This window comes from Arthrobacter sp. NPDC057009 (assembly GCF_042673905.1).
Taxonomy (GTDB): Bacteria; Actinomycetota; Actinomycetes; order Actinomycetales; family Micrococcaceae; genus Arthrobacter.
Map to the genome: position 1 here is coordinate 267,825 of NZ_JBHUSB010000002.1, position 24,767 is coordinate 292,591.

General features: G+C 64.1%; 22 protein-coding genes. 10 read left to right on the top strand and 12 right to left on the bottom strand.

Going from position 1 to position 24,767, the window contains the following annotated elements:
- Window positions 1-10 precede the first annotated feature (10 nt).
- The 4 genes from ACFTR6_RS04440 to ACFTR6_RS04455 all read left to right on the top strand — a co-directional run bounded on the left by ACFTR6_RS04440 (window position 11) and on the right by ACFTR6_RS04455 (window position 3,305).
- Window positions 11-904 (top strand): ribonuclease Z, encoded by an 894-nt coding sequence (locus tag ACFTR6_RS04440; protein WP_087874696.1) that lies wholly within the window; start codon window positions 11-13, stop codon window positions 902-904.
- Window positions 905-949: 45 nt separating this feature from the next.
- On the top strand, window positions 950-2,074 hold the full coding sequence (gene rlmC / locus ACFTR6_RS04445; RefSeq protein WP_076802625.1) for a 23S rRNA (uracil(747)-C(5))-methyltransferase RlmC: 1,125 nt from the start codon (window positions 950-952) through the stop codon (window positions 2,072-2,074).
- A 145-nt stretch (window positions 2,075-2,219) separates the two neighbouring features.
- Window positions 2,220-2,612 (top strand): Hpt domain-containing protein, encoded by a 393-nt coding sequence (locus ACFTR6_RS04450; protein WP_076802623.1) that lies wholly within the window; start codon window positions 2,220-2,222, stop codon window positions 2,610-2,612.
- 93 nt (window positions 2,613-2,705) lie between these two features.
- On the top strand, window positions 2,706-3,305 hold the full coding sequence (locus ACFTR6_RS04455) for a DoxX family protein (protein ID WP_377957002.1): 600 nt from the start codon (window positions 2,706-2,708) through the stop codon (window positions 3,303-3,305).
- Between the two features lie 6 nt (window positions 3,306-3,311).
- Here the strand turns inward: ACFTR6_RS04455 and ACFTR6_RS04460 are convergent, their stop codons facing one another.
- The 3 genes from ACFTR6_RS04460 to ACFTR6_RS04470 form a co-directional block, all read right to left on the bottom strand.
- The gene (locus ACFTR6_RS04460) at window positions 3,312-4,286 is read right to left on the bottom strand and encodes a dienelactone hydrolase family protein (protein WP_377957004.1); all 975 of its coding nucleotides are present in this window, start codon (window positions 4,284-4,286) and stop codon (window positions 3,312-3,314) included.
- A 71-nt stretch (window positions 4,287-4,357) separates the two neighbouring features.
- Window positions 4,358-4,870, bottom strand: a complete 513-nt coding sequence (locus tag ACFTR6_RS04465) for a DUF664 domain-containing protein (RefSeq protein ID WP_377957006.1) — start codon at window positions 4,868-4,870, stop codon at window positions 4,358-4,360.
- A 9-nt stretch (window positions 4,871-4,879) separates the two neighbouring features.
- The gene (locus tag ACFTR6_RS04470) at window positions 4,880-5,719 is read right to left on the bottom strand and encodes an aldo/keto reductase (protein ID WP_377957008.1); all 840 of its coding nucleotides are present in this window, start codon (window positions 5,717-5,719) and stop codon (window positions 4,880-4,882) included.
- 274 nt (window positions 5,720-5,993) lie between these two features.
- Here ACFTR6_RS04470 and ACFTR6_RS04475 point away from each other — a divergent pair, with 274 nt between their 5' ends.
- Window positions 5,994-6,518, top strand: coding sequence for a DUF2087 domain-containing protein (locus ACFTR6_RS04475; RefSeq protein WP_377957010.1), 525 nt, complete (start codon window positions 5,994-5,996; stop codon window positions 6,516-6,518).
- A gap of 42 nt (window positions 6,519-6,560) precedes the next feature.
- On the opposite strand, the gene ACFTR6_RS04480 is transcribed toward ACFTR6_RS04475, so the two are convergent.
- A complete protein-coding gene (locus tag ACFTR6_RS04480; protein WP_076802611.1) occupies window positions 6,561-6,986 on the bottom strand; it encodes a ChaB family protein in 426 nt (141 codons plus the stop codon).
- A 136-nt stretch (window positions 6,987-7,122) separates the two neighbouring features.
- Between ACFTR6_RS04480 and ACFTR6_RS04485 the strand changes: the two genes are divergently transcribed.
- Window positions 7,123-8,943, top strand: coding sequence for a glycoside hydrolase family 15 protein (locus ACFTR6_RS04485; protein WP_377957012.1), 1,821 nt, complete (start codon window positions 7,123-7,125; stop codon window positions 8,941-8,943).
- A gap of 46 nt (window positions 8,944-8,989) precedes the next feature.
- Here the strand turns inward: ACFTR6_RS04485 and ACFTR6_RS04490 are convergent, their stop codons facing one another.
- The gene (locus tag ACFTR6_RS04490) at window positions 8,990-10,198 is read right to left on the bottom strand and encodes a patatin-like phospholipase family protein (RefSeq protein WP_377957015.1); all 1,209 of its coding nucleotides are present in this window, start codon (window positions 10,196-10,198) and stop codon (window positions 8,990-8,992) included.
- Window positions 10,199-10,322: 124 nt separating this feature from the next.
- On the opposite strand from ACFTR6_RS04490, the gene ACFTR6_RS04495 reads away from it, so the two are divergent.
- Window positions 10,323-10,712: a hypothetical protein gene (locus tag ACFTR6_RS04495; RefSeq protein ID WP_377957016.1), complete on the top strand. Its 390-nt coding sequence runs from the start codon at window positions 10,323-10,325 to the stop codon at window positions 10,710-10,712.
- A gap of 13 nt (window positions 10,713-10,725) precedes the next feature.
- On the opposite strand, the gene ACFTR6_RS04500 is transcribed toward ACFTR6_RS04495, so the two are convergent.
- The 3 genes from ACFTR6_RS04500 to ACFTR6_RS04510 are packed head-to-tail and all read right to left on the bottom strand — an operon-like array spanning window position 10,726 to window position 17,461.
- Window positions 10,726-11,403 (bottom strand): response regulator, encoded by a 678-nt coding sequence (locus tag ACFTR6_RS04500; RefSeq protein WP_377957017.1) that lies wholly within the window; start codon window positions 11,401-11,403, stop codon window positions 10,726-10,728.
- Window positions 11,400-13,238: a histidine kinase gene (locus tag ACFTR6_RS04505; protein WP_076802599.1), complete on the bottom strand. Its 1,839-nt coding sequence runs from the start codon at window positions 13,236-13,238 to the stop codon at window positions 11,400-11,402. The genes ACFTR6_RS04500 and ACFTR6_RS04505 overlap by 4 nt, the downstream gene beginning before the upstream one ends.
- Entirely contained in the window at window positions 13,235-17,461 is a 4,227-nt protein-coding gene (locus ACFTR6_RS04510) for a TIR domain-containing protein (RefSeq protein ID WP_377957019.1), read from the bottom strand. The genes ACFTR6_RS04505 and ACFTR6_RS04510 overlap by 4 nt, the downstream gene beginning before the upstream one ends.
- Before the next feature lie 291 nt (window positions 17,462-17,752).
- Between ACFTR6_RS04510 and ACFTR6_RS04515 the strand changes: the two genes are divergently transcribed.
- Entirely contained in the window at window positions 17,753-18,142 is a 390-nt protein-coding gene (locus tag ACFTR6_RS04515; RefSeq protein ID WP_076802593.1) for a hypothetical protein, read from the top strand.
- Window positions 18,143-18,211: 69 nt separating this feature from the next.
- On the opposite strand, the gene nrdF is transcribed toward ACFTR6_RS04515, so the two are convergent.
- From nrdF to nrdH, 4 genes are all read right to left on the bottom strand, one after another.
- On the bottom strand, window positions 18,212-19,186 hold the full coding sequence (gene nrdF, locus ACFTR6_RS04520) for a class 1b ribonucleoside-diphosphate reductase subunit beta (RefSeq protein ID WP_076802591.1): 975 nt from the start codon (window positions 19,184-19,186) through the stop codon (window positions 18,212-18,214).
- A 567-nt stretch (window positions 19,187-19,753) separates the two neighbouring features.
- On the bottom strand, window positions 19,754-21,910 hold the full coding sequence (gene nrdE, locus ACFTR6_RS04525; RefSeq protein ID WP_087871830.1) for a class 1b ribonucleoside-diphosphate reductase subunit alpha: 2,157 nt from the start codon (window positions 21,908-21,910) through the stop codon (window positions 19,754-19,756).
- Window positions 21,911-21,936: 26 nt separating this feature from the next.
- Complete coding sequence (gene nrdI / locus ACFTR6_RS04530; protein WP_253250231.1) at window positions 21,937-22,443, bottom strand: class Ib ribonucleoside-diphosphate reductase assembly flavoprotein NrdI; 507 nt, start codon at window positions 22,441-22,443, stop codon at window positions 21,937-21,939.
- A 55-nt stretch (window positions 22,444-22,498) separates the two neighbouring features.
- Window positions 22,499-22,744, bottom strand: coding sequence for a glutaredoxin-like protein NrdH (gene nrdH, locus ACFTR6_RS04535; protein ID WP_076802586.1), 246 nt, complete (start codon window positions 22,742-22,744; stop codon window positions 22,499-22,501).
- 443 nt (window positions 22,745-23,187) lie between these two features.
- Here nrdH and ACFTR6_RS04540 point away from each other — a divergent pair, with 443 nt between their 5' ends.
- Entirely contained in the window at window positions 23,188-24,105 is a 918-nt protein-coding gene (locus ACFTR6_RS04540) for a LysR family transcriptional regulator (RefSeq protein WP_377957021.1), read from the top strand.
- A 45-nt stretch (window positions 24,106-24,150) separates the two neighbouring features.
- A complete protein-coding gene (locus ACFTR6_RS04545; RefSeq protein WP_377957022.1) occupies window positions 24,151-24,660 on the top strand; it encodes a DUF2004 domain-containing protein in 510 nt (169 codons plus the stop codon).
- The last annotated feature ends 107 nt before the right edge of the window (window positions 24,661-24,767 follow it).

Here is a 24,767-nt window from a genome sequence, read left to right on the forward strand (position 1 = left end):
ACTCGGTGTCATGCGTGAATTCGTTGTCCTCGGAACCGCATCGCAGGTCCCGACTCGGACGCGCAACCACAATGGGTACCTGCTCCGGTGGGACGGCGAGGGTCTGCTCTTCGACCCCGGTGAGGGCACCCAGCGGCAGATGATCCATGCAGGTGTTTCGGCCAACCAGATCACCAGGATCTGCCTCACCCATGTTCACGGAGACCACTGTTACGGGCTTCCCGGCGTGCTCTCACGCATGGCCCTGGACGGCGTGAAGCACCCGGTGCACCTGCACTACCCAGCCTCTGGAGAGGACGTTGTCCGTGCACTCGTATCGGTCGCCTCGCCCGGCATCGACCTTCGTCTGCAACCCCACTCGGGCCCCGGAGAAATCGCAACCGGGCTGGAGGTGAAACCACTGCGTCACCGCATCGAGGCCTACGGCTACCGGCTGACCGAGCCGGACAGCCGCACCATGCTGCCTGAGCGGCTGGCGGCGGCGGGTATTTCCGGACCGGACGCCGGGCGGCTGCAGCGCGAGGGAGAGCTCCACGGCGTGCGGCTGGAGGACGTCAGCGTGCCGCGCAAGGGCCAGGGTTTCGCCTTCATCATGGACACCGCCCCGTGTGAGGGCGCCGAGGGGCTCGCCGACGGCGTCGACCTCCTCGTCACCGAATCAACGTTTAGCGACGACGACGTCGCTTTGGCTGCGCAGTATGCGCACCTGACGGCGGGCCAGGCCGGGGATTTAGCCGCCAATGGCGGCGCCGGGAAGCTGGTTCTCACCCACTTCTCCGCACGGTACGGCGACGTGACCATCCTGGCCGAGCAGGCCCGCGCTCGCTCAGGAGGAACCGCCGTCGTGCCCGCCAACGACCTGGACCGGATCAGCCTTCCCAAACGGGAGCGGCCGTCCTCCTGACCGGCGGCCAAACGAAGCCGGCAGAAAAAGTAGAATTAACCAGACATGCAATGTTCCTACTTCGATGCCGCCCGCTGCCTCTCCTGCACCCACATGGGCAAGCCGTACGGCGACCAGCTCGCCGGCAAGCAGCTGCACTGCCAGACGCTGCTCTCCGACCACACCTCCCTGGAGTGGCTGCCGCCTGTCGCGAGCCGCGAGTCCGGCTTCCGCAACAAGGCCAAAATGGTGGTGGGCGGAACGGCCAGGAACCCCACCATCGGGATCCTTGACGCCGAGGGCCGGGGCGTTGACCTTCGCGAGTGCGGCGTCTGCTCGCCCGGACTGCTCGCCTGCTTTCCCGTCCTGGCGGCCTTCATCACCCGCGCCCATCTCACGCCCTATGATGTCCCGCGGCGCAGCGGCGAGCTCAAGCACCTGATCATCACCGAGTCCCCCGACGGCGAGATCATGCTGCGCCTGGTTCTGCGCTCGGAAAAGCTGTTGCCGCGCATCCGGCAGCACCTCCCCGCGCTCCTGGCCGCCCTGCCGCAGGTGAAGGTGGTCTCAGTCAACCTGCATCCGGAACACAAGGCAGTCCTGGAGGGCGACCGCGAGATACTCCTCACCGAGCAGTCCACGCTGCGGATGCGCGTCAATGACCTCGACCTCCACCTTCGGCCGCAGAGCTTCTTCCAGACGAACAGCGACATGGCAGCGGCCCTGTACCGGCAGGGGCGCGAGTGGGTTAACGAACTGGCGCCGGCGTCCGTCTGGGACCTGTACTGCGGCGTGGGCGGCTTCGCCCTGCACTGCGCCGACCCGTCACGTGAGGTCACCGGCATTGAAACCAGCAGTGAAGCCATCGTTTCGGCAAGGCTCAGCAGCGACGAGGCCGGCCTGCAGCGCATGAGCTTCCAGGCCGGAGATGCCACGGCGTTTGCCCTCGCCGCGGAGCAGACGCCCGAGTTGGTGATCGTTAATCCGCCACGGCGGGGCATCGGCAAGGAGCTGTGCGGCTGGCTGGAATCGTCCTCCGTGCAGCATGTGGTCTACTCCAGCTGCAACGCGCAGTCACTGGCCCGGGACCTGGCTGCACTCCCCTCGTTCACGGCGCGGCGGGCGCGGGTCCTGGACATGTTCCCGCAAACCACGCACTACGAAGTGATGGTGCTGCTCGAACGGGCCTGACCGGCCAGCATTTCTTGATCCGAACATCGGCAAAAGTTTCTTCTGTCTTGAGGTCCCCGCGCGAAAGTGTCCGGTAAGCCGCACAACGAGGTCGCGGCCCGACCGATGGGCGAGGCATGCAGGGGACAGCAGCAGGCGGTGCGAAGTGAACAGCACAGAAGACACACCCGTGCTGGACACCGGCCCGCTGCAGGTCCTTGCCACGGAAGTGGGTCCCGCCTTCGCAGAGGCCTTCATGGACGACTACCTTCAGATGTTGCCCGAGCGGGCGTCGAAAATCCTCCGCGCCCTGGCCAGCGGTGACCCGCGGATGGCGGCCGACGCCGTCGTGAGCCTGAGGGCGACCTCCGCCATGGCGGGAGCCCTGCGGCTGGAGCGGTGCTGCAGCGAGCTGGAAGCACGCATCCGAAGGGGCCAGCGGCTGGAACCGGATGCCATCAGGGCGGTGCTGTACGCAAACATCCGCCTGCTGGTGCGTGAAGCCGGCCGCCAGGGGCATCTGCCGCGGCCCAGGCCGAAGGGCCAGGACCCAAATTAAGCAGGCCGGACTAGACACGGGCCGGACTAGAATCGTCGGACAAGATCGCCTGAAGAGCAGCCGCATGGCTGAACCGTTCACAGGAGGATTCACATGAGCCGCACGAGCACCAGCCCAGTCGCCCCGGTGGCCGCCACAGCTGCACAGACCATTTTCCGCGTCGGCCTGGGCAGCGTCCTTTTCGCCCACGGCACCCAGAAGCTTTTCGGCTGGTTCGGCGGCGGCGGGATCGAAGGCACCAGCAAGGGAATGCACGCCATGGGGTTCCGGCCCGCAAAGCCAAGCGCAGTCCTGGCCGGCCTCGGCGAAGCGGGAGCCGGCCTCGCCCTGGCCCTCGGGTTTGGGACTCCGGCGGCCGGTGCGGCGGCCGCCACCACCATGGGCGTTGCGGCCAGCGTGCACGCCCCCAACGGCTTCTTTGCCACCGAAGGCGGCCTTGAATACCCGGCTGTCCTCGGCCTTGCGGCAGCCTCCTTCACGATCGGCGGCCCGGGCAGCTTCTCGCTCGACTCCGTCACGGGCCACGTCCTGGACCGCCCCTGGATGCGGGCCGTTGCCCTGGCTGTCATTCCGACGGCGATCGCCATCCAGGTCTTCCGCCGCCGGCAGGCGCTGGCCGGCGACGCGTCGGGCACGGACGCCGCGAGCGCCGCAGCCCCGGACAGCGCCGCGGGGACGGACACCGCGGTTTAGCAAAGGCTAGACGTACTTCTTGAACCACGCCAACGTGTCGTTCCAGGCCGCCGTTGCCTGTTGCTCGTTGTAGCGGTCACCTGTGTCGTTGTGGAACGCGTGGTCGACGCCGGGATAGACCTTGAGCTGGTTGCGCACACTGGTAGCCGCGAGGGCATCCCGCAACTGCGGCATGGGACCGGTAATCCGGTCGTCCTGTTCAGCGTAGACGCCGAACACCGCAGGCTTGATAGAGGGCACCTTGTCCAGATCAGGCGCGGGTCCGTAGAAGGCCGAAGTGGCTTTGAGGCCGGTGATCTCCACCGCGGACTGCCAGGTGATGCCGCCGCCGAAGCAGAATCCGGTCATGGCGATCCGGCCCTGTTCCACGAAGTCCTGCTTCTGGAGGTAGTCAAACCCCGCGGCGAAGTCGGAGACGTGCCGCTGGGCGCCGGCCTGCGTCAGGGCACCGGGAACAGCATCCCGGTCCAGGCTTGCCGTGCCGCCTTCCCTGCTCAGCAGGTCGATCGCCAGGGCGGCATAGCCTTCCTTCGCGAAGCGCCGGGCCACATCCTGTATATGCGGAGTCAGTCCCCGGTTCTCATGGCAGACCAGGACGGCGGGTCCAGGCTTCCCGGACCCGGGCCGGGCGAGGTAAGCGCTGATCTCGGTGCCGCCGGACGGGAACTTCACTGTCGACGTCGTAATTCCTGCTGCTCCCTCGGGAACGGAAAGCGGGCTCTTTGCCCCCGGAACAGCGCCGCCGGAGGCGGTGCCCGTGGCCGGACCCGACGTCGGGGTGGGGGTTGGCATGGGATCGGTGCTGCGCGGCACTTCCTGCGGCGTGCACCCGACCAGGAGCATTGCGGCGGCCGCAGCTGCCATGCTGCCGGTAATGAAGGCCACCCGGCGGGTGAAGGTGTGCTGGGTCAGGGCCCCGGCCCGGTAATCGTCGAAAAATTCCTCGATCAGGTACTTCTCAAACTTCCCAAGCTGGGTCACTGCGGCCTCCTGGAGTTTTTGCCGCTTATCCTCCTCCGACCGCCAAGGCCAGGCAAGGGCATCGAGGTCTGTCAGGCGTGGACGCCGCCTTTCAGGCCCCTCGCGTATGCGGCCTGCCCCGCGTGCTGGAGGCAGTCGGCAATCGTGCTGACCAGCCGGACACCGAAGGTGACCGGCGGGTCCCAGTGGGTATCGACGACGCGGTCAAGGCCATCATCATCAAGGCTGTTCAGAACTTCCCTGGTCTGCCGGTGGACCGCCTCGTAGTAATCAGCGAGCAGCTCCCGCGGAGCCCGCACGGCGTCGACCTTGTCGGACGAATGGCCGTAGCCGGTGTCCCGTTCCGGAAGCGGCAAACCAAAACGGCCGGCAAAGTCCTGCGCGGTCCAGATCTGCGGCAGCCCGGCCGCCGCAGCGACCTGCGCGTCTTCCACACGGCTGAGGTGCCAGATCAGCCATGCGATGGAATTTCCGTTGCCGGCAGGACGGCGGACCAGGGTGTCGTCATCGATCCCGTCGAGCGTGTCTTCCACGATTTCGCGGATGCGGCCAAAGGCGTCCAGCAGCACTTCATTGGATTTCATCGGGTCCCCTTACATTTGACTGTGGGCGGCGACGGCGGGGTCGGAACCGATGCGGGCACCCGACTCGAGGGCGGTGATCCCGCTAATCTCCTCTGTCGTGAGCACGACGCCGGCGGCCGCCAGGTTGTCCCGCATACGGGCGCTGTTGGCTGACTTTGGAATGACAATGGTGCCGTGCGAGAGGTGCCAGGCCAGCACGACCTGGGCCGGGCTGACGCCGTACTTTTCAGCAGCGGCCGCCACTGGCTCAGCGTTCAGGTCGGCACCCTGGCCGAGGGGGCTGTACGCCTCCACGGCGATGCCCAGGGAGCGGCTCTTCGCCGCCAGTTCGGACTGCTGGAATGTCGGGTGCAGCTCGAACTGGTTGACAGCCGGAACTACGTCCGCCGACTGCAGGAGCGTGTCCAGGTGGTCCGCCAGGAAGTTTGATACGCCGATTGCGCGGATCTCACCGTCGGCGTGCAGGGTCTCCATGGCTTTCCAAGCCTCGGGAAAAAGGTTCCGGGATGGCACCGGCCAGTGGATCAGGTACAGGTCGACGTAGTCCACGCCCAGTTCACGGCGGCTGTTCCGGAAGGCTTCCCGGGCCATGCCCTGCTCGCCGTTCCGCAGCTTGGTGGTGATGAAGATGTCCTCACGGGGGATCCCCGTTGCGGCGATTGCGGCGCCGACGGCGGCCTCGTTGCGGTACGCCGCTGCCGTGTCGATGTGGCGGTAGCCGGCCTCCAGGGCGTCCTCCACAATGCGCTGGGTCTCTTCCGGCGGGACCTGGAAGACTCCGAAGCCCAGTTGGGGGATCTCGACGCCGTTGTTCAGGGTGATGTTCGGGACGGCAGTGTTTGGCGTCATTGGCTTCTTCCGTTGCTGGGGCGGGTCATCCTAAGTATGCCCCGCACAGGGGACGACGGCGGAGCAACGTGAGGGTGGGCGGGCCACCTGGACCATTGGTATGACTCCAAAGAAGACATGCGCCCAACACGGCCAGCGCAATAGTCCAGGTTGTTCTCTGCCGTTTCAGGCCCGCTGCGGACAATTATCCTCGAGATCGTGTCACATCACGACGCCGACCCCGCGCCATACTGGTGTCGGGGCCTTATGGCAGGGCCGATGCAAGGGGGAAGCCATGAGCAGGGAGACAAGCCAGGCCGGGCCGCACTGGCGCCGCGTCATAGCAGCGCTCGCCAACCACGATGCGCGGACGGCCTACGCACAGATTGTGCTGGGTGCCACGCTCCCGGATGCGGGTGCCGGGCAGGCCAGCCGACGGCGGGACCGGGCCATCGCCGTCCTGCTCGAGGCAGGCCTGGTGGAGCGCAAAGCCGGCAACGAACTGAAGGCTTCCGACTCCATCTTCCGGGACCTCCTCACACAGCAGCCCAAGCGCCAGGCCAAAACTGGTGTGGCCCGCTTCATGCGCCTGGGCCGGATCGACAGGTATCCGGCCAACCAGGCGGACCGCCGGGAACTCCTGGCCTGGATTGCCGGCGAATCCTTCCAACCAGGCGAGAAGCTCACCGAGCGGCAGGTCAACGAGCGCCTCCTGAGTTACACGGACGATGTTGTGCTGCTGCGCCGCTACCTGGTTGATTTCGGCGTGCTGGACCGGACGCCGTCGGGATCTTCCTACTCTCTGCCTCAAGAGGGATAGGCGAGATTCCTAACCCAGACCTCGCCGGTCAGACCCCGCCGGTCAGTCGCCGCGCGCCTTCCGGGTGGCGGCGTCGTTGGCTTTCCGCAATGCCTCGACAAGTTCGTTCTTGTCCATCTTGGAACGGCCCTCGATGTTGAGCTCCTGGGCCCGCTGGTAGAGGTGCTCCTTGGAAGCGTTCGCATCCACGCCTCCGGCGGTCGGTGCCGATGAATCCACACCCTCCTCGGCGCGCTCGTCGGACGGGCCGCGCTTCTCCTTCGGCTCCCAGTGGTCGCCCACCTTTTCGTAGCTGTGCTTAAGGGAGGCGTAGGCTGTCCGGGCAGCACGGCCCTCGTCGTTGTCGTAGGACTCGAGGGCTGAATCGTAGGTCTTCGCGAAAGTGTCCTGGGCTTTCTGCTCGGAACGCTGCAGCGTCGAGGGAAGCTCTTCCTTCCGGGCGTGATCGTTCTTGCCGGTCTTGGGCATGCCACCCACGCTCCTTCATCAACAGACTGGCCCTGCCGATGGAACCAGCTTAGGCATTTGCCTCGCCCATATCGAGGCCTGTCTTCGTTGCCGGGAGCACTGCTGTGGCGGGGTACTGATGTGGTTGAGTTAGCACATGGCCTCACCGATTGAGGAATACGGCTTCATATCCGACCTGCACACCGGCGCGCTGGTTTCGCGCGAGGGCAGTATCGATTGGCTGTGCCTCCCGAGGTTTGACTCCGAGTCGATTTTCGCTGCACTCGTCGGAGACGAAAGCAATGGCCGGTGGCTGCTGGCCCCTTCCCGCAACATCGGACACAGCTTCGAGCCCGTCGCGGTGCGGCGCCGTTACAGGCCCTCTACGTTCATACTCGAGACTCTTTGGAAAACCGAAGAGGGTGAAGTTCTGGTCACCGAATTCATGCCGGTGGGTGGACACGGCAGTCTGTTGATCCGCAGGGTGCATGGGTTACAGGGTCAGGTTGTGATGCGCCAGGAACTGGAGTTGCGCTTCGGCTACGGAAAGATTCTGCCGTGGGTATGCCGGATTCACGACGACGACGGTGAGGCGCTGCTCGCCGTCGCGGGACCGCAGGCTGTCCTTCTCCGGGCAGCGCACCTCCCCCGCGCGGCCGGCTATTCCCACGTGGGCGAGTTCCCGGTGGCGGCCGGCCAGACTGTTGACCTGCAGTTGCACGCCTTTCCCTCGCACAATGTCCCTCCGCCCGCGATTGACGTGGACCAGGCACTGCAGACGACCAGCGCCTACTGGACGAACTGGTCACGTAATTTCATCCCGCAGGGAAGCTACGACCGGGAGGTGGAACGCTCGCTGCTCGTCCTGCGTGCACTGACTCATGCGAGGACCGGCGGCATCGTGGCCGCTCCCACCACCTCCCTGCCGGAAGAATTCGGCGGGGAACGTAACTGGGACTACCGCTATTGCTGGCTCCGGGACGCCGCGCTGACGCTGGAGGCCATGATGACCCACGGGTTCCGGCAAGAGGCGCTCTACTGGCGGAACTGGCTGCTTCGGGCGATTGCCGGAGACCCGCACGATCTGCAAATCATGTATGGAATTGCCGGTGAGCGTGAATTGCCCGAGCGGGTCCTGAACCACTTGCCGGGTTACAAGGGTTCTGCCCCCGTGCGCGTCGGCAACGGCGCGGTCAATCAATACCAGGGGGACGTGGTTGGCGAAGTCATGGTTGCCCTCGCGAAGCTCCGGGACCAGGGCGTGCACGAGGATCACTTCTCCTGGCCGCTCCAGCGGAACATGCTGCTCTACGTCGAGAACAACGCAAGCCGCAAGGATCATGGCATCTGGGAGATGCGGGGTGAGAAACGGGATTTCACTCATTCCCGCGTCATGATGTGGGCTGCTTTGGACCGCGGGGTGCGGGCCGTGGAGCAGCACGGTCTCGACGGTCCGGTGGAGCGGTGGGCGGAGCTGCGGGACCACCTCCGTTCGGAAATCCTGGAGCGGGGTTTCAACAAGGAGATCAACTCCTTCACCCAGACATACGGACGCACCGACGTCGACGCGTCCCTTCTTGTCCTGCCCCAGGTGGGCTTTCTGGCTTACGACGACGACAGGATCCTCGGCACGGTGTCCCGCCTGGAACGCGACCTCCTTGACGGGAACGGCCTGCTTTTGCGGTACCGGACGGAAACCTGCCTGGACGGGCTTGCCCCAGGGGAACACCCCTTTCTTGCCTGCTCCTTCTGGCTCGTGGAGCAGTATTCCCGGACCGGCCGGGTGTCGGAAGCAAAGTCACTCATGGACAAGCTCATCGGCTTTGGCAATGACTTGGGGCTGCTGAGTGAGGAGTACGATGCAATAGAACATCGCATGGCGGGAAATTACCCCCAGGCATTCTCACACCTGGCTCTGATCCGGGCTGCGGACGCCCTTAACGGTGCGGTCCGTCATCTCAAACGCACGATGGCGTAGGCAACCCGCATAGCTGCCTTGCCCCGATGCCGCGCCGTGTTCCGCTTCATGCGGGTGGCAGGTCAAAGGCGGTGCCGAAATCAGCGGCACGCACATCCCGTGCTGCAGCCAGCCTGCCCAGCCGGTGGAGAGCTTCCATGTTCTCCGGGACATCCATGGCACTCAGCGAAGCCACCTCCTCCGTTCCGGCAAGCGTTTCATCCAGGGCGCGGACACTGTCCGGGCGCAGGTCCACGTTGTAGCGCAGGTAACTCATCAAGGGGACGCCGTTGAGAAGATCGCCTGTCAGTGTCCCAAGTTCCCGGTCGATTACCCTCGCCGTCGGGCTTTCGGACATCCACTGCAGCATTGTTTCCTGCAGCACTGCACAGTCCTGCAGCACCGACTTCAGCGCTCGCAAGGCGTGGCTGGCAGCCAGCTTCGCCCTGCCGACAGCAGGATCAGCCACACCGGTCCCCACCGACACCAGCAGGAGCTTCTCACCCCCGGTCTCCCAGCCCACGCGGTAGCCTCCCAAGGTGGCGTACATCAGTGCCTGCAGTGCAGGGTTGTTGAATGGACTCACTCCCCCGTCAACAAAGCTGCCTGTCACAGGGCTCAGGTCAGGACCGCCGCTGATGGTGATGGATTCCGGTTCGAAGTACGACGGCGCGGCAGTGGAGGCCCGGACAACCTGCCACAGAGGATAGTCTCCGTTGCCCATTCTGCCGCTGGCGCCGGCAACGAAATACCGGCCCCTCGGGTTGTTGCTCACCGGCCACGGGCTGCCGCTGTCCAGGCGTTTGATGACAACCAGCAGTCCGGTCAGCAAGTGCGGACCGCCCAGTGTGGTGTCCACGCCAAAGAGATCCTTCAATTCGGAGACCAGGACCCGCTCGTCGTACCTGGCGCGCAGTAGCTCCTGGCGGAACAGGCTACGTTGAAACACCCGCTGGCCGAGGCTGAAATATTTGTCACTGACTTCCTGGACACTCCGGCCCTGGGCAAGAGCCGCCGCGATTATGGCACCGGTCGACGTCCCTGCAATCAGGTCAAAGTAGTGACACAGGCGGAAGCCTTCCCCGCAGCCATGGCGCTCGCGCAGCAGTTCCTCGATCCTGCCCAGAATGCCGAGGCTCAAAACTCCGCGAAGTCCCCCGCCGTCAAGGGCAAGGATCCGTTTCGGCCTGCCGTCACTGCGGAAATGATCGTCTCTGGTCAGAATCTGGTACGGCATCTGGATGCCTCTTCTCATGTGGAGCGGCACTAAGGCCATGGTAGTCGCAGAATGCGTGCTGGCACGGATCCGGATCCGGTCCGTCGGCGGGCACCATGGAAGGGCGCGCAGCTCAGGAGAGCGGCCCGTTCAGGATCGGCAAGAGGCCCAAGGAGCACCCAAAGTGTTGTCCACGCATGAATCGATGAGCACCATCGACCCGGCACATGGCACTGATGCAGAAGACCCTGCCCAAACGCTCGATCAGCACTGGACCCGCATGCAGTTGCAGGCTGCGGCGGAAATGGACAGGAAGGTCCAGCGGCATCCCCAGCACATGCTCGCTCGGATGGCCCTGGCCAATCTCGGCAGCACGTCGAGCCTTGAATACATCCGGACCAGCGTGGTGCGGACACTCGGAGGAACCGCGGGTACGCATTACATCGTTGCCGCCCTTCACCTGGCCCACCTGGCGCGGACCTTTCCGCAGTCCCTGTCCGCCACGCAGCGGGCCCTCCTCCTGGCCCCGCTGGAGGCAGCGGAAAATGCTCAGGCTCAACTGGTTGTCAGCTGATGCCGCATGCTGACTACTGTGAGCCGCGGCCCTGACCGACCCCGCGCAGATACGTGAGAACGGCCAGCACCCGCCGGTGGTCCTCTGGCTCAGGCCGCAAATCGAGCTTCAGGAAAATACTGCGGATATGCGCCTCGACCGTGCGTTCTCCCAGGAAGAGCGATTTTCCGATGGCCTGGTTGGTTCGCCCTTCGGCCATCAGTTCAAGGACGCTCTTCTCCCGGTCCGTGAGGTCATCGCCTGGGGAGTGGCCTTTGTGCGGGCGGCCGATCAGGCGTGTGACCAGGTCCGGGTCGATCGCTGTGCCGCCGGAAGAGACGCGGTGCAATGCGTCAATGAATTCGTCGACGTCGGATACCCGTTCCTTGAGCAGGTAGCCCAATCCTTTGGCACCGCTCTTTAGGAGGGACATCGCGTTTTCCGTTTCCACGTACTGGGAGAGCAGGAGAACGCCTACGTCCGGGTGTTTGCTCTTTATCGTTTCAGCCGCCTGGATGCCCTCAACGGTGTAACTGGGGGGCATGCGGATGTCCACGACGGCCACATCCGCGCCGTGCTCGTCAATCACTTCCAGTAGCTGCGCCCCGTCAGAAGCCTCACCCACGATCTCCAGGCCCTCCGATTCCAGCAGGGCGGCTAGCCCGCGGCGCAGCAGAGCAGAGTCATCAGCAATGGCAACCCGCAGTGTCATGGCAGGCCGCGTTCCGGGTCTGCGGAGAAGGGTAGGACGGCACGGATCGTCGTCCCCTTGCCTGCGGGACTGTCAATTGCCAGCGTACCGCCGAGTGCCGCGGCGCGGTCCGCTATCCCCAGTAGGCCCCCATCGGGTCCCGGCTGTGCACCACCGATTCCGTTGTCCGTTATCTCCATTCGGATCTCTCCTTCGTTTCCGTCGATGCAGATTCCTACCAAAGAGGCATTGGCGTACTTCGCAGCGTTGGTGGTGGCCTCAGCGCAAATGAAGTAGGCAGCCAACTCCACGTGGGCCGGCAGCCCGTTGCATCCCTTGATGTCCAGCTTTATGGGCAGCGGCGACCGTTCCGCGAGCGCGGTGATGGAGCCGGCCAGCCCCCTCTCCCGCAGCGAAGGCGGATAGACACCCCTTGCGAGTTCGCGGAGTTCCTCAAGTGCGTCCGAAAGATCGGCCTGTGCCTGCTCGACCAGGCTTCGTACCTCCTGCGAGTCCCTGGCCCGCTGGGCACGTGCCAGCTCCATTGACACCGCAACCAGTCGTTGCTGGGCTCCGTCGTGCAGGTCCCGTTCCAGCTGGCGGCGACGGGAGTCTCCGGCGGTAACTATCCGCTCCCTGGAGCGGCGGACCTCAACGAGCTGGTCCCGGAGCTGTTGTTCCATCTGCTGGTTTTCCAGCGCCAGCGAAGTCGCACTGCGGACTGCTGCCAGCAGCTGCGGCTGATCCAGGAGCGCCTCATCGAAGACCAAAGCACCGACTGGTGTTCCGTGGCGTTCCAGAATCATGGAGGCGCGTCCATTTGCGCCATCCGGCAGCGCCTGTGGACTCCCCTTGCTGTCAACAAAAGACGCCTGGCCGGGCAGGCAATAATACAAAGAGAGGGTGGGGTCATGGACTGATCGCCGAAGCGCGCCGATAAGTCTCTCGCTGACGGGGGCTGAGCCCACTTCCACCATGAGGTCACCGAGGGCGCCCCGCGCGAACCGGTAGCGCCACAGCCCAAACAGGACTGCCAGCGGCACCACGGCGGTCGCCGGGTATTGCCAGAGCAATGCTTCCGAGGACAGGGATCCGGACAGTTGGGCCACCGCCAGTGATACCCATATAGTGGCCGCAGTTTTGACGATCACGGCGAGCCACAGGGGCAGGAATGCCGACCGGTAGGCCTTTGTTCCAGCACGCAATCGGCGGATCAGGACCACTACGATCCCGATTCCCACCGAGATCTGGAATGTGCGGACGGCATTTCCGAGGGCCGCCACGAGCGGCGGGCTGTCCCATAGAAGCAGCAGATTGCGGGACGTGGATTCACCTACGGTGGCATGCAGACGTGGGTCCAGGAAGGCCCAGGCTACTACGGGGGCAAGCAGCCAGGAAGCGTAAAAGCCGGCCACGGCGGCCTTCTCGATTCGAGTTCTAAGGGCACCCGACGGAAAGCTGAGGGCCAACTGCAACAGGGGCGGCTGATACATCAGCGTCAGAGTCACGCCAAGCGTAAAGGCCACGGGGTCGCTGGAACGGCGGATCCCCGACGCCAGCCAGAGCCAGCCGGCCACCACCAACAGCAGCCCGGGGTTCCGGAATGGCCGGCTCCGCCAGGCCGTCACGCCGGCGAGAACGAATGCCAGGCCGACGAGCAGGAACAACGTCAACTCAAAAACGGTGAACGGAATCCGGTTCGGGTTCTCCCCCCAGCGGAGTACGCCTTGGGCGTTCAAACTCAATGTCCGGGCAGGATCCTGCAGGGCTGTGGGGGACCAATCGATACACACCAGGACCAGGACTACGAAGCCCGCCGTCACCCCGATGACTGCAGTGAGTTGCCGCGGAGTCATTTGTCTCTCCGACGGTTTCCTGGCGCGTCAGGGGGAACTGGAAGGTCGGGGCAGACCTTGATGTAGTCGATGCCCGGAGACACCCAGTCACGCCACTGTCTGTGGCTGATGTTTTGGGAAAGCTTCGTGCACAATGTATCGGACGGGGTGAGGGGCGAGGGCCATAGCCTCACCGTGCTGTCGTCGCCCGCGGTGGCGATCCGCCGCCCGTCAGGGCTGAACGCCACGCTGTACACCGGGCCCTCGTGTCCGCGCATTGGTTTGACGAGGGGTTCGCCGGTCTCGGCGTCCCACAGCCGAACGGTGCCATCATCACCCCCGGTGCTGATTCGGAGTCCGTCGGGGCTGAACGCCACGCTGTCTACCGGCCCCTCGTGTCCGGCAATCGGCTTGACGAGGGTCTCGCCCGTTTCCGAGTCCCACCGCTCCACCTTGCCATCGGTACCGCCGGAGGCGATACGGCTCCCGTCTGGGCTGAACACAACGCTCGTCACCGCATCCTTGTGCCCCGTCAAAGGATCCCCTACCGCGCCGCCTGTTTCTGTGTCCCACCGCCTGACCGTCCCATCGGCGCCGCCGGAGACAATCCTCCGGCCGTCGGGACTGAACGCCACGCTCGTCACGGCATCCTTGTGGCCGGTCATCGGATCGCCCAGGGCCCGGCCCGCTTCTGCGTCCCACCGTCTCACCGAACCGTCTGCACTGCCGGAGACGATCCAGCGGCCGTCGGGACTGAACGCTACGCCCGTCACGGCATCCTTGTGGCCGGTGAGAGGCTTACCGACAGCCCGGCCGGCCGCGGCGTCCCAGCGCCTCAGCGTACTGTCGGCGCCACCGGAGACAATCCTCCGGCCGTCGGGGCTGAACGCCACGCTCGTCACCGCATCCTTGTGGCCGGTGAGAGGCTTACCGACAGCCCGGCCCGTGTCCGGGTTCCATACCCGGAGTGTGCCGTCGTTACCCCCCGAAAGGATCCGGCGGCCATCGGGGCTGAACGCCACACTCCCCACTGCATCCTTGTGTCCGGTCATGGGTTGCCCGACGCCCCGCCCCGGGTCCGGCTCCCACAGCCGCAATGTGGTGTCGTTGCCCCCGGACGCGATCCGGCGCCCATCCGGACTGAAGGCCACACTCGTCACCGCACCACGGTTGTTTCCGACCATCGGTTCGCCAACGGCCCGGCCCGTCTGCGGGTCCCACACCCGGACCGTCCCGTCAGCACCGCCTGAGACAGCTCGGCGCCCGTCGGGACTGAACGCCACACTCGTCACCGTGCCCTTATGCCCCTGCATCGGTTTGCCGGCTGCACGGCCCGTCGTCGAGTCCCATGGCCGCACCATTGCGTCACGGCTTCCGGAGAGTGCCCGGCGGCCGTCGGGGCTGAAGGCGACACTTGTCACGGCTTCCTTGTGTCCGGTTAGCGGCTCGCCGAATGCCCGGACGGTCTTCGCATCCCACAACCTCAAGGTTGCATCGCTACTGCCGGAAAGGATCCGGCGGCCGTCCGGGCTGAACGCCACACTCGTCACCGCATCCTTGTGCCCGGTCAGGGGCTTGCCGAGCGCCCGGCCGGTCTTCACGTCCCACAGCCTCAAGGTGCCGTCGTCGCCACCGGAAACCATGTGGCCGCCGTCGCGGCTAAACGCCACACTCGTCACGGCATCCTTGTGTCCGGTTAGCGGGTCACCGAAAGCGCGGCCGGTCTTCACGTCCCATAACCTCAAGGTGCCGTCGTCACCGCCGGAAACCACGTGCCGGCCTTCGGGGCTGAACGCGACACTCGTCACGGCATCCTTGTGTCCGGCCATGGGCGCGCCCGCAGCCTGGCCAGTCACAACATCCCACAGCCGCACCGTCCCATCTGATCCCCCGGTGAGGATCCTGTTGCCGTCCGGGCTGAACGCCAAACTGCTGATTCTTGTCCGCGTTTCAATGACCTTTTGCAGGTCGCCCTTCATGTTGACGGCGCTCAGCAGTGCGCTTTCGCCTTCTGCGGTCGAGGCAATCGCCTGTGCGGCGAGGATACGCTTAAGACCGTTTACATCGCCGCCATTGCGGGTCCCCTCCAGCATGGCCAGGCCTTCCGTTACAAGACGAAGGGCTGTGGCTTCGCGGTCGCGTGCAATGGCCTCGCGCTCTGCAAAGGAGGCCCAGATGAAGGCAGCCGCGGCAACCATGGTGATGACCACCGCTGACGCCAGGACGATCCTGAGTATGCGGGCCCGTTTACGTATATCCTCTGCGTGCGTCGCGGCCACTTCCTGTTTGTCGCGGGCAGCCTGCAATTCGGCATCCTGCCGCCGCTTCTCAGCTTCAAGCCGTTCCTCTTCCCGGTTTCGCGAGGCGCGGAGGAAACCACTGGCAGTGTCCAGCCGGTCACGGAACCCGGGCTTATCGAACAGTCGCTCGGCACCACTCAGCCTTTCTCCTTCGAAGAGCCATGCCTCGTTGCGGCCGCTGCGTTCCCAGGCAGCTGCGGCGCGTTCCAGGTTGTCGGCCTCCTTAAGATCCTCCTGCTCGGCGGCCAGCCACCCGGTCAGGTCCTGCCATTGGCGCAGCAGGCTCTCCAGAGCTACTTCGACGACGGTCTCCCCACCCCGCTCATCCCCAACCAGCAGGCGCCGGCTCACCATGGCAGTTATGAGTGGCCGGGCGTCGGCCGGCAGATCGGACAGGCGGGCCATCCGGCGAACCGGCTGGTCGTTGTCCGGGTTGATGGTTGCCAGCCAGGGGATAAACGCCGATTTCAGCCGCTCCAACTGGCCTCGCCGCGTTGCCGGGTCCGGGGAAAGCAAGGTGTCGATTTCGTGCTGCACCACCTCCTGCATTCCACCCATCGCGTGGTACTCCGCCAGACGCAGGTCCCCGTCGCCGCCGTAGTCCCGGTACAGGCGTGCCAAGGTCAGTGAGAGCAGCGGCAAGGTATCCGCACCTTGAACGGAATCCTCCAGCAGCCGATCCACGAGGACGGGCTCGATGTCCAGCGGTCTCCCGGCCCCGGTGGCCCGTGCTGCCGGCCCAAGAATGACCTCCCTGAACCGGGCGACCGGCATCGGTTTGAGCTCGTCGAAGACAACGCTCTTAACTCCCGCCAGCTCAGGTGCGGTCTGTAATGGCTCGTAGAAATCCGAACGGACCGTTGCGGCAACCATTAGTGCCGGCGTGGTCCCATATTCGTGCTCCAGCAAACCGGCCAGCAGTTCAAGGAACCGGGAAGCCTGGGGGCCGGCGTCGGCACTGAAAAGTTCCTCGGCTTGATCCAGCGGCAGGACGAGGGTGGGCGGCGCAGTCCCGGCCGGCACCTCCAGCAGCCGCTCGGCGGCGACTCTCCGGATGTCATCCAGCCATTCCCCGACCTGCAGCGTATCCACTCTGCTGCACGCATCCTTGATGGCCCCGAGAGTAGGGGTGTCCAGTCCCAGATGCGTGCGCTGGGCGTGGACCGCGCTGGCAAGGCCCCGGTCCCCGGTGAGGGGGCTGCGCTCCGGGCGTACCGTATCCAGCACCAGGAACTGCCGGTCCTCACGCCGCAGCCGCGGCACGAGGCCTGCCCGCAGGAACGACGACTTGCCGGCGCCGGAGGGACCCAGGATCACAAAAAGCGACTCGACGCCGGAGCTGCGCATGGTGCGCAGCGCATCCAGGCCGCGGACGATCTGTCCGTCCCGGCCGAAGAATACGGCCGCGTCCGCTTCCTCGAAAGGTTCCCATCCCCGGTAGGGGGACCGGTCAGGATCGTGCGGCGGGGGCCAAACGAAGTGCTCCGCCCCAATCCCTGCACGGCGCAGCCCCTGGTGCAGCCGCCGCAGGCCCTCCGTGAGAAAAACTACAGGACCCACTTCGCCGCGAAGTGGAATTTCGGTGGCGGGTCCGTTGCCGAAGAGGTCGCAACGCTGCCATTCTCCGGTGACGCCTTCCTCAGCCAGAGGCTCAAGCCGGGCGCACAGGATCAGCTTTCCCAAATTCTCCGCGGTCCGGTACTCGGCCATGCACTCGCGGGAGTCCTCCCAGCTGGTGGAGAGCAGGCAGATCACCACCTCGCACCGCTCGTTGGCCCGAAGCAGCGCTTCCTTCCACCGCTCCCCCGGCGCAATGCCCGTCACTGGGTCAAGGTCCAGGAAGATCTCCTCGGCAAGGCCGGGGTCCTGCTCTACCAGCCACTGCTTGAGGGCGACCGCTTGCCGGGTATCCCGGCTGGAATGACTCAGGAAAACACGTGACATGCCGTCTCCTGCCCGCGGAAGCCAATCTCCCAGCCGCACGGAAGTTCGCTGCCCCAGTTCCCCGGCCCTACGCCAGCATCCGTCCCTTCGGTCTGCGTGAATATCACCGATCCGGTGGCTGTTTACAGTCAATATTCCACCCGGGCGTCACCGGCTTCAAGGGTCACGGGGCCTGCATGCAGTGCCTTATCCGTGCACCAAAAATCACGTGCTGGTCGCGGTACGGGATGTGAGGGACACTGATCTCGACACCGCATTTAACCTGCCTCTTGCCTGACGGGAGGGACTGCTTTGAGTGAGCTCCGCCGCTACAGGCGCAGGCCGGACCACTATGTGGTCGCCGTACCGCTGCGCCTGGACACGGAGGGGTTCACGTACCGCAAGTGGGGCGGCGAACAGACGTGCAAGCCCGGGGACTGGCTGGTGGACGACGACGGCGACATCCACACTGTCGACGCGGAAGTTTTCGCCGCCACCTACAGGCAGGTCCACCGGGGTGCCTACGTGAAAAGCACACCTGTCTGGGCCGAAGTTGCCTCCGAAGCCGGCAGCGTGCCCACCAAGGAAGGCCGCTCCCACTACAGCAGGGGTGACTTTGTGGTGTTCAACAATGAAGACGGCACCGATGGCTATGCCATGACCGCCGAAAGATTCCAGTCCCGCTACGAAGCCGACGAATAGGACGCCAAGACCCCGCCCGCAGAATGCGAACGGGGTCTCGTCACGGCTGATGAACCAGCGACAGTAGAACTAGAAGTCCCAGTCCTCGTCTTCGGTGTTCACGGCCTTGCCGATGACGTAAGACGAACCCGAGCCCGAGAAGAAGTCGTGGTTTTCGTCCGCGTTCGGCGACAGGGCCGAGAGGATGGCCGGGTTCACGTCGGTGACTGAGGCCGGGAACATGGCCTCGTAGCCCAGGTTCATCAGTGCCTTGTTGGCGTTGTAGTGCAGGAACTTCTTGACGTCCTCGGCCAGGCCGACGCCGTCGTAGAGGTCGTGCGTGTACTGGACTTCGTTTTCGTACAGTTCGAAGAGCAGTTCGAAGGTGTAGTCCTTGATCTCCTGCCGGCGCGCCTCGGAAACCGTCTCCAGTCCCCGCTGGAACTTGTAGCCGATGTAGTAGCCGTGCACGGCCTCATCGCGGATGATCAGGCGGATCAGGTCTGCGGTGTTCGTAAGCTTGGCGCGCGAGGACCAGTACATCGGCAGGTAGAAGCCGGAGTAGAACAGGAAGCTCTCGAGCAGCGTGGAGGCCACCTTGCGCTTCAGCGGATCGTCGCCCTGGTAGTAGTCCATGACGATCTGGGCCTTCTTCTGAAGGTATTCGTTCTCGGTGGACCAGCGGAAGGCGTCGTCGATCTCCTTGGTGGAGCACAGGGTGGAGAAGATCGAGGAGTAGCTCTTGGCGTGCACAGCCTCCATGAAGGCGATGTTGGTGTACACGGCCTCTTCATGCGGGGTGAGCGCATCCGGGATCAGGCTGACGGCGCCGACGGTGCCCTGGATGGTGTCCAGCAGGGTCAGGCCGGTGAACACGCGCATGGTCAGCTGCTGCTCGGCCGGGGTGAGCGTATGCCACGACTGGACGTCGTTGGACAGCGGCACCTTCTCCGGGAGCCAGAAGTTGTTGACCAGGCGGTTCCAGACCTCCACGTCCTTGTCGTCCTGGATGCGGTTCCAGTTGATGGCCTCGACGTGGCTCAGCAGCTTGACCTTCTCGGTCATGTCATCCCCTAAATGTTTTGGGTTCTTGTTTACGTTAAGCCTACGACGGAGAGGCACCACCTACTGCCCTGCCCCTGCCTTGTGAGGCCTTGTATGAGACCAGAGCCAGAGCTCTCCAATCACGCTGGGTCGCTCCGGCCTGGCTCGTCATCTAATTACGTGTTCCTAGTGGTAAGACCGCAAGCAGGGCTCAGGGCCGCCGCAGGTCAAACATCCATCATCGGAATCCTCTTCATGGCTCGTGCTGTGACGTTCCAAACGAGGTTCCTGATAAGAGTCGTAGCTCATAGAACCCGACCCCTTCCGGTGATAAAACCGATTTTAGTGGCGTGATCACGTCCTACGGTGTCGGCCCGCCATCTGGCTGATGACGTCTCCGGAATCGTGTTAGAGTCTCTGTATTCAATTGAAGAATCCTCGCGCCGGACCTTTTCCGACTGTGAAGGTAAAATCACGTAGGGTCGAATGTTGGCGCATTCGGCCCTATTGCTTTCTCCACAGGCGATTTCCCGCAGGCTACGACGGCGGGCGGGCACCCGCCGTCGTACTCTCACGATTTAGTTGAAACTACAACATGCAGCTGACGCAGCCCTCCACCTCGGTCCCTTCCAGCGCGAGCTGGCGGAGGCGGATGTAGTAGAGCGTCTTGATGCCCTTGCGCCAGGCGTAGATCTGGGCCTTGTTGATGTCGCGGGTGGTTGCGGTGTCCTTGAAGAACAGCGTCAGCGACAGGCCCTGGTCCACGTGCTGGGTGGCAGCGGCGTAGGTGTCGATGATCTTCTCGTAGCCGATCTCGTACGCGTCCTGGTAGTAATCCAGGTTGTCGTTCGTCAGGTACGGCGCCGGGTAGTAGACGCGGCCGATCTTGCCTTCCTTGCGGATCTCAATCTTGGCCGCCACCGGGTGGATCGAGGAGGTGGAGTTGTTGATGTAGGAGATCGAGCCCGTCGGCGGCACGGCCTGCAGGTTCTGGTTGTAGATGCCGTGCTCCATGACGGAGGCCTTCAGCTCGCGCCAGTCATCCTGCGTGGGGATGTGGGTGCCGGCGAACAGCTCGCGGACGCGCTCCGTCTCCGGGGCCCACTCCTGCTCCGTGTACTTGTCGAAGAACTCACCGCTGGCGTACTTGGACTTCTCGAAGCCGCCGAAGGTCTGGCCGGTTTCGATGGCGAGCCGGTTCGAAGCACGCAGGGCGTGGAACAGCACGGTGTAGAAGTAGATGTTGGTGAAGTCCAGGCCCTCTTCGGAGCCGTAGTGGACCCGCTCACGGGCCAGGTACCCGTGAAGGTTCATCTGCCCAAGACCGATGGCGTGCGACTGAGCGTTGCCCTCGGCCACGGACGGCACCGAGTTGATGTAGGACATGTCCGACACCGCGCTGAGGGCGCGGATGGCGGTCTCGATCGAGGCACCGAAGTCGGGGGAATCCATGGTCTTGGCGATGTTCATCGAACCGAGGTTGCAGGAGATGTCCTTGCCGACGGTCTGGTACGTGAGGTCCTCGTTGTAGATGGACGGCGTGGAGACCTGCAGGATTTCCGAGCAGAGGTTGCTCATGGTGATCTTGCCGTCGATCGGGTTGGCCCGGTTTACGGTGTCCTCGAACATGATGTACGGGTAGCCGGACTCGAACTGGATCTCCGCGAGGGTCTGGAAGAACTCGCGGGCACTGATCTTGGTCTTCTTGATCCGGGAATCGTCCACCATCTCGTAGTACTTCTCGGTGACCGAGACCTCCGAGAACGGGACCCCGTAGACGCGCTCGACGTCGTACGGCGAGAACAGGTACATGTCCTCGTTCTTCTTGGCCAGCTCGAACGTGATGTCCGGGATCACGACGCCGAGGGAGAGGGTCTTGATGCGGATCTTCTCGTCCGCGTTCTCCCGCTTGGTGTCCAGGAAGCGGTAGATGTCCGGGTGGTGGGCGTGCAGGTACACGGCACCGGCACCCTGGCGGGCGCCGAGCTGGTTGGCGTAGGAGAAGCTGTCTTCGAGGAGCTTCATGACGGGAATGACGCCGGAGGACTGGTTTTCGATCTGCTTGATCGGCGCGCCGTGCTCACGGATGTTGGTCAGCGAAAGGGCAACACCGCCGCCGCGCTTGGAGAGCTGCAGCGCGGAGTTGATGCCGCGGGCGATCGACTCCATGTTGTCTTCGATGCGCAGGAGGAAGCAGGAGACGAGCTCGCCGCGCTGGGCCTTGCCGGCGTTAAGGAACGTGGGCGTTGCCGGCTGGAAGCGGCCGTCGATGATCTCGTCCACGAGGCGGGTGGCAAGTTCCTCGTTGCCGCGGCCCAGGTGCAGGGCCACCATGCAGACGCGGTCCTCGTAGCGTTCCAGGAAGCGCTTGCCGTCGAAGGTCTTCAGCGTGTACGAGGTGTAGAACTTGAACGCGCCGAGGAAGGTCTCGAACCGGAACTTCTTCTTGTAGGCGCGGTTGAACAGGTCACGGATGAAGTTCATCGTGTACTGGTCAAGGGTTTCGCGCTCGTAGTACTGGTTCTTCACCAGGTAGTCGAGCTTCTCCTCGAGGTCATGGAAGAAGACCGTGTTGTTGTTCACGTGCTGCAGGAAGTACTGGTGGGCGGCCTCGCGGTCCGCCTCGAACTGGATCTCGCCGTTCGGACCGTAGAGGTTCAGCATCGCGTTCAGCTCGTGGTAGCCCAGGCCCTTGTAGGCAGCGGGGAGCACCGGCTTCTCCTGCTTTTCAACAGCCGTGTCCATGGACGCGTCCTTTCCTTCGGGCCTGGTTACTTCTGTGTCTGCGACAGTCGTGTCCAAAACTCTTCCAATCCTTCTTGTACACGGGAAACGTCTTCCGGCGTACCCATGAGTTCGAACCTGTAAAGGTGGGGGACCTTGCACTTGGCGGCAATGATGTCGCCCGCCATGCAGTAGTTGTCCCCGAAATTCGTGTTTCCGGCCCCGATCACGCCTCTGAGCAGGCGGCGGTTGTCCGGGTTGTTCAGGAATCTGATGACCTGCTTCGGCACCGAACCCTCGCCGCCTGTCCCGCCGTAGGTGGGAACCACGAGCACGAACGGCTCACAGGCAACGAGGGGTTCATCCTTCGCATGCAGGGGAATCCTGGCGGCGTCCGCACCGAGCTTCTCGATGAAGCGCCTGGTGTTTTCGGAGGCCGAGGAAAAGTAGATGAGGCGGCTGTGGGTCTGGTTCACGGGCGGTGTCTGGTTGACGGGCGTCGTGTTCGCAGCACGGGCTGCGGCCGGCGCATCGGCAAGTGCCGGCGCAGCCATGGGAGTCACCTCACCTAGTTGGGAATTCTTTGCCGGAAATGGCGTGGGCGCAGCCTTAGGCCACAGAAGCGGAGGCGCTCAGCGCCAGCTCCTCGATCTTGTCCGGGCGGAAACCGGACCAGTGGTCCTGGTCCGTGACGACGACGGGCGCCTGCATGTAGCCGAGTGACTTCAGGCGCTCGAGGGCGTCCGCGTCCTGGGAGATGTCCACGCTCTGGTAGGCGATGCCCTTCTTGTCCAGCGCACGGTAGGTAGCGTTGCACTGTACGCAGGCCGGCTTGGTGTAAACCGTAACGGTCATGGTTCCTGTCCCCTTTGTTGAAGTCACTGCTGCACTCTTCTGAGACCTTGCTTGTGTCTCTTGTATTCAGATCTCTGGCATCGTAGCGGTGGACTCTGCCCGGACCTACTGTCCGGTACTGGCTGCGCCGGTCTCCCGCTCAATCTGTATGTCGATACTACATGTAGTGCGCGGCCCCGAATGGGACCCCAAGATGATGTATTACAAGTATGTCATTTAATGCACTTTTAATCCACAGGCAGGGACCCTCAAATTGTCCGGATTTCCGGCATTTTGGCGGACGGAATCCACACCCTGTGGAGTAGTTAGACACATTTAAACGCCAGCGTGTCGTCCCGAAGACGGCGTGTCGCGGCACCCTGGAAAGCCCCGCTTAAGTGGCCGCGCACACAACCCGGCCGCCCTTTTAACCCGCCGCCGGGCCGCCGGAGTAAGGTTGGCTGGTGGTAAACCCCGTGCATTTGAGGACCCTCCTTGAGGTCACGCGGCTGGGATCGTTCGCAGCCGCCGCAGCCCGTCTTGGCTACACCGCCTCGGCCGTGTCCCAGCAGATGTCCTCCCTGGAGCGGGACACGGGCGTCCGCCTGTTCCAGCGCTCGGCCCGGAGCGTGGTCCCCACCGATGCGGCGATGGTGATGGCGCGCCACGCGGCGAAAGTCCTCACCGACATCGAGGCGCTGATGGCAGCCGCATCGAAGACGCAGGACACCACAAGCCAGGAGCTCCGGCTGGGCATTTTCCCCAGCCTGGCAACCTACGTGCTGCCGCGGATTCTGCGGAGTCCCACTTGGAAGGGCCTCGGAATCGACCTGCGGGTTTCCGTGGCTGAACCCGCCCAGACCATCCAGGGGCTGCGCACAGGCGGAGACCTGGACGTGGCCCTCGTGTACCAGGTGGGACAGTCCGGACTTGCCTGGCCGCACACCATCAACCGGCAGTGGATCGGCGACGACAACTTCCGCGTGGTCCTTCCCGCCGGCTGGGGCTTCCGCACCGACGCGAAGGTCGCCGCGGACCACCTTTCGGACATGCCGTGGATCATGCACCACCCCGGCACGAGTGACGCCACCGTCATTGAACGGCTCTTCGCCGGCTGCAATCTCCACCCCCGCGTGGTGGCCTACAGCGACGACTTCCATGCCAGCCTCGAGATGGCAGCCGCCGGGCTGGGCGCAGCCTTGGTGCCGGAGCTTGCGCTGCTCCACCGGCCGGCCGGCGTCGTGGTGCTGGACGTCCCCGAAATCAGGCTGGCCCGCAACGTCTTCGCCCTGCTGATCAACGACAAGAAGACCGCCCGGGTGCAGCTGTTCGTGGACCTGCTGGCGGAAACCCTGGGCGGGCTGGCATCGTCAGTTAAATGACCCCCGATGCTGGAATGCTCTGCTTTTCGGGTCTATGTTGAAGATATGACCACCAAGGTAGCGAGCCAGCACTTCGGAGTAATCGAGCTGAACCACGGCAGGGACCACAACATTGCCGCGGAGCACGAGCTGGCCGGCCAACGCCTTGAGCTGGATCTGAACATCAACGCCAACGACCACTTCGATGAAGCGGCAATGCACAAAGTGGACTACCGGCTCCGTTACCTCCCCGAACTCGTGGATGAGGTCAGGGAGATGATTGCCGAGGAGCTCGAGCAGGAGGGCACCAGCCCGCAGGAATACCTCCAATTCCACTGCAACGCCATCAAGGAAGAGCACCTGCAGAAGGTCTTCGGCGTGAAGGACAAGAGCCAGCTCACCAACGCTGTGTTCCTGAAGGCACTGAAACTCGGCCACGTGGGAATCTACCCGGGCCAGCCCGAACGGTACTTCGTCATGGACTTCACCCTGGGCGAGCACTTCACCGATGAGGTCCTGGTCGCTTCCGCAGACGAGGACGGCGTCGTCGACGACGAGATCGTCTGGGAATCCTGAACCCCGCATCGGTTGCTCCGTAAGCGCCCTTTTGGGCGCGCATAAGGGCGTCTACGCAGCAGTCGATGCTTAAACGCCGACGGCGGGCGGTGAGAGTTTGGTGTATG

Coding starts and splice junctions, on each gene's coding strand:
- ACFTR6_RS04475 (WP_377957010.1), top strand. CDS start 5,994: ATGAGCAGGGAGACAAGCCAGGCCGGGCCGCACTGGCGCCGCGTCATA.
- nrdE (WP_087871830.1), bottom strand. CDS start 21,910: ATGGACACGGCTGTTGAAAAGCAGGAGAAGCCGGTGCTCCCCGCTGCC.
- ACFTR6_RS04440 (WP_087874696.1), top strand. CDS start 11: ATGCGTGAATTCGTTGTCCTCGGAACCGCATCGCAGGTCCCGACTCGG.
- ACFTR6_RS04545 (WP_377957022.1), top strand. CDS start 24,151: ATGACCACCAAGGTAGCGAGCCAGCACTTCGGAGTAATCGAGCTGAAC.
- nrdI (WP_253250231.1), bottom strand. CDS start 22,443: ATGGCTGCGCCGGCACTTGCCGATGCGCCGGCCGCAGCCCGTGCTGCG.
- ACFTR6_RS04465 (WP_377957006.1), bottom strand. CDS start 4,870: ATGAAATCCAATGAAGTGCTGCTGGACGCCTTTGGCCGCATCCGCGAA.
- ACFTR6_RS04500 (WP_377957017.1), bottom strand. CDS start 11,403: ATGACACTGCGGGTTGCCATTGCTGATGACTCTGCTCTGCTGCGCCGC.
- nrdH (WP_076802586.1), bottom strand. CDS start 22,744: ATGACCGTTACGGTTTACACCAAGCCGGCCTGCGTACAGTGCAACGCT.
- ACFTR6_RS04490 (WP_377957015.1), bottom strand. CDS start 10,198: ATGGCCTTAGTGCCGCTCCACATGAGAAGAGGCATCCAGATGCCGTAC.
- ACFTR6_RS04470 (WP_377957008.1), bottom strand. CDS start 5,719: ATGACGCCAAACACTGCCGTCCCGAACATCACCCTGAACAACGGCGTC.
- ACFTR6_RS04485 (WP_377957012.1), top strand. CDS start 7,123: ATGGCCTCACCGATTGAGGAATACGGCTTCATATCCGACCTGCACACC.
- ACFTR6_RS04510 (WP_377957019.1), bottom strand. CDS start 17,461: ATGTCACGTGTTTTCCTGAGTCATTCCAGCCGGGATACCCGGCAAGCG.
- nrdF (WP_076802591.1), bottom strand. CDS start 19,186: ATGACCGAGAAGGTCAAGCTGCTGAGCCACGTCGAGGCCATCAACTGG.
- ACFTR6_RS04480 (WP_076802611.1), bottom strand. CDS start 6,986: ATGCCCAAGACCGGCAAGAACGATCACGCCCGGAAGGAAGAGCTTCCC.
- ACFTR6_RS04455 (WP_377957002.1), top strand. CDS start 2,706: ATGAGCCGCACGAGCACCAGCCCAGTCGCCCCGGTGGCCGCCACAGCT.
- rlmC (WP_076802625.1), top strand. CDS start 950: ATGCAATGTTCCTACTTCGATGCCGCCCGCTGCCTCTCCTGCACCCAC.
- ACFTR6_RS04505 (WP_076802599.1), bottom strand. CDS start 13,238: ATGACTCCGCGGCAACTCACTGCAGTCATCGGGGTGACGGCGGGCTTC.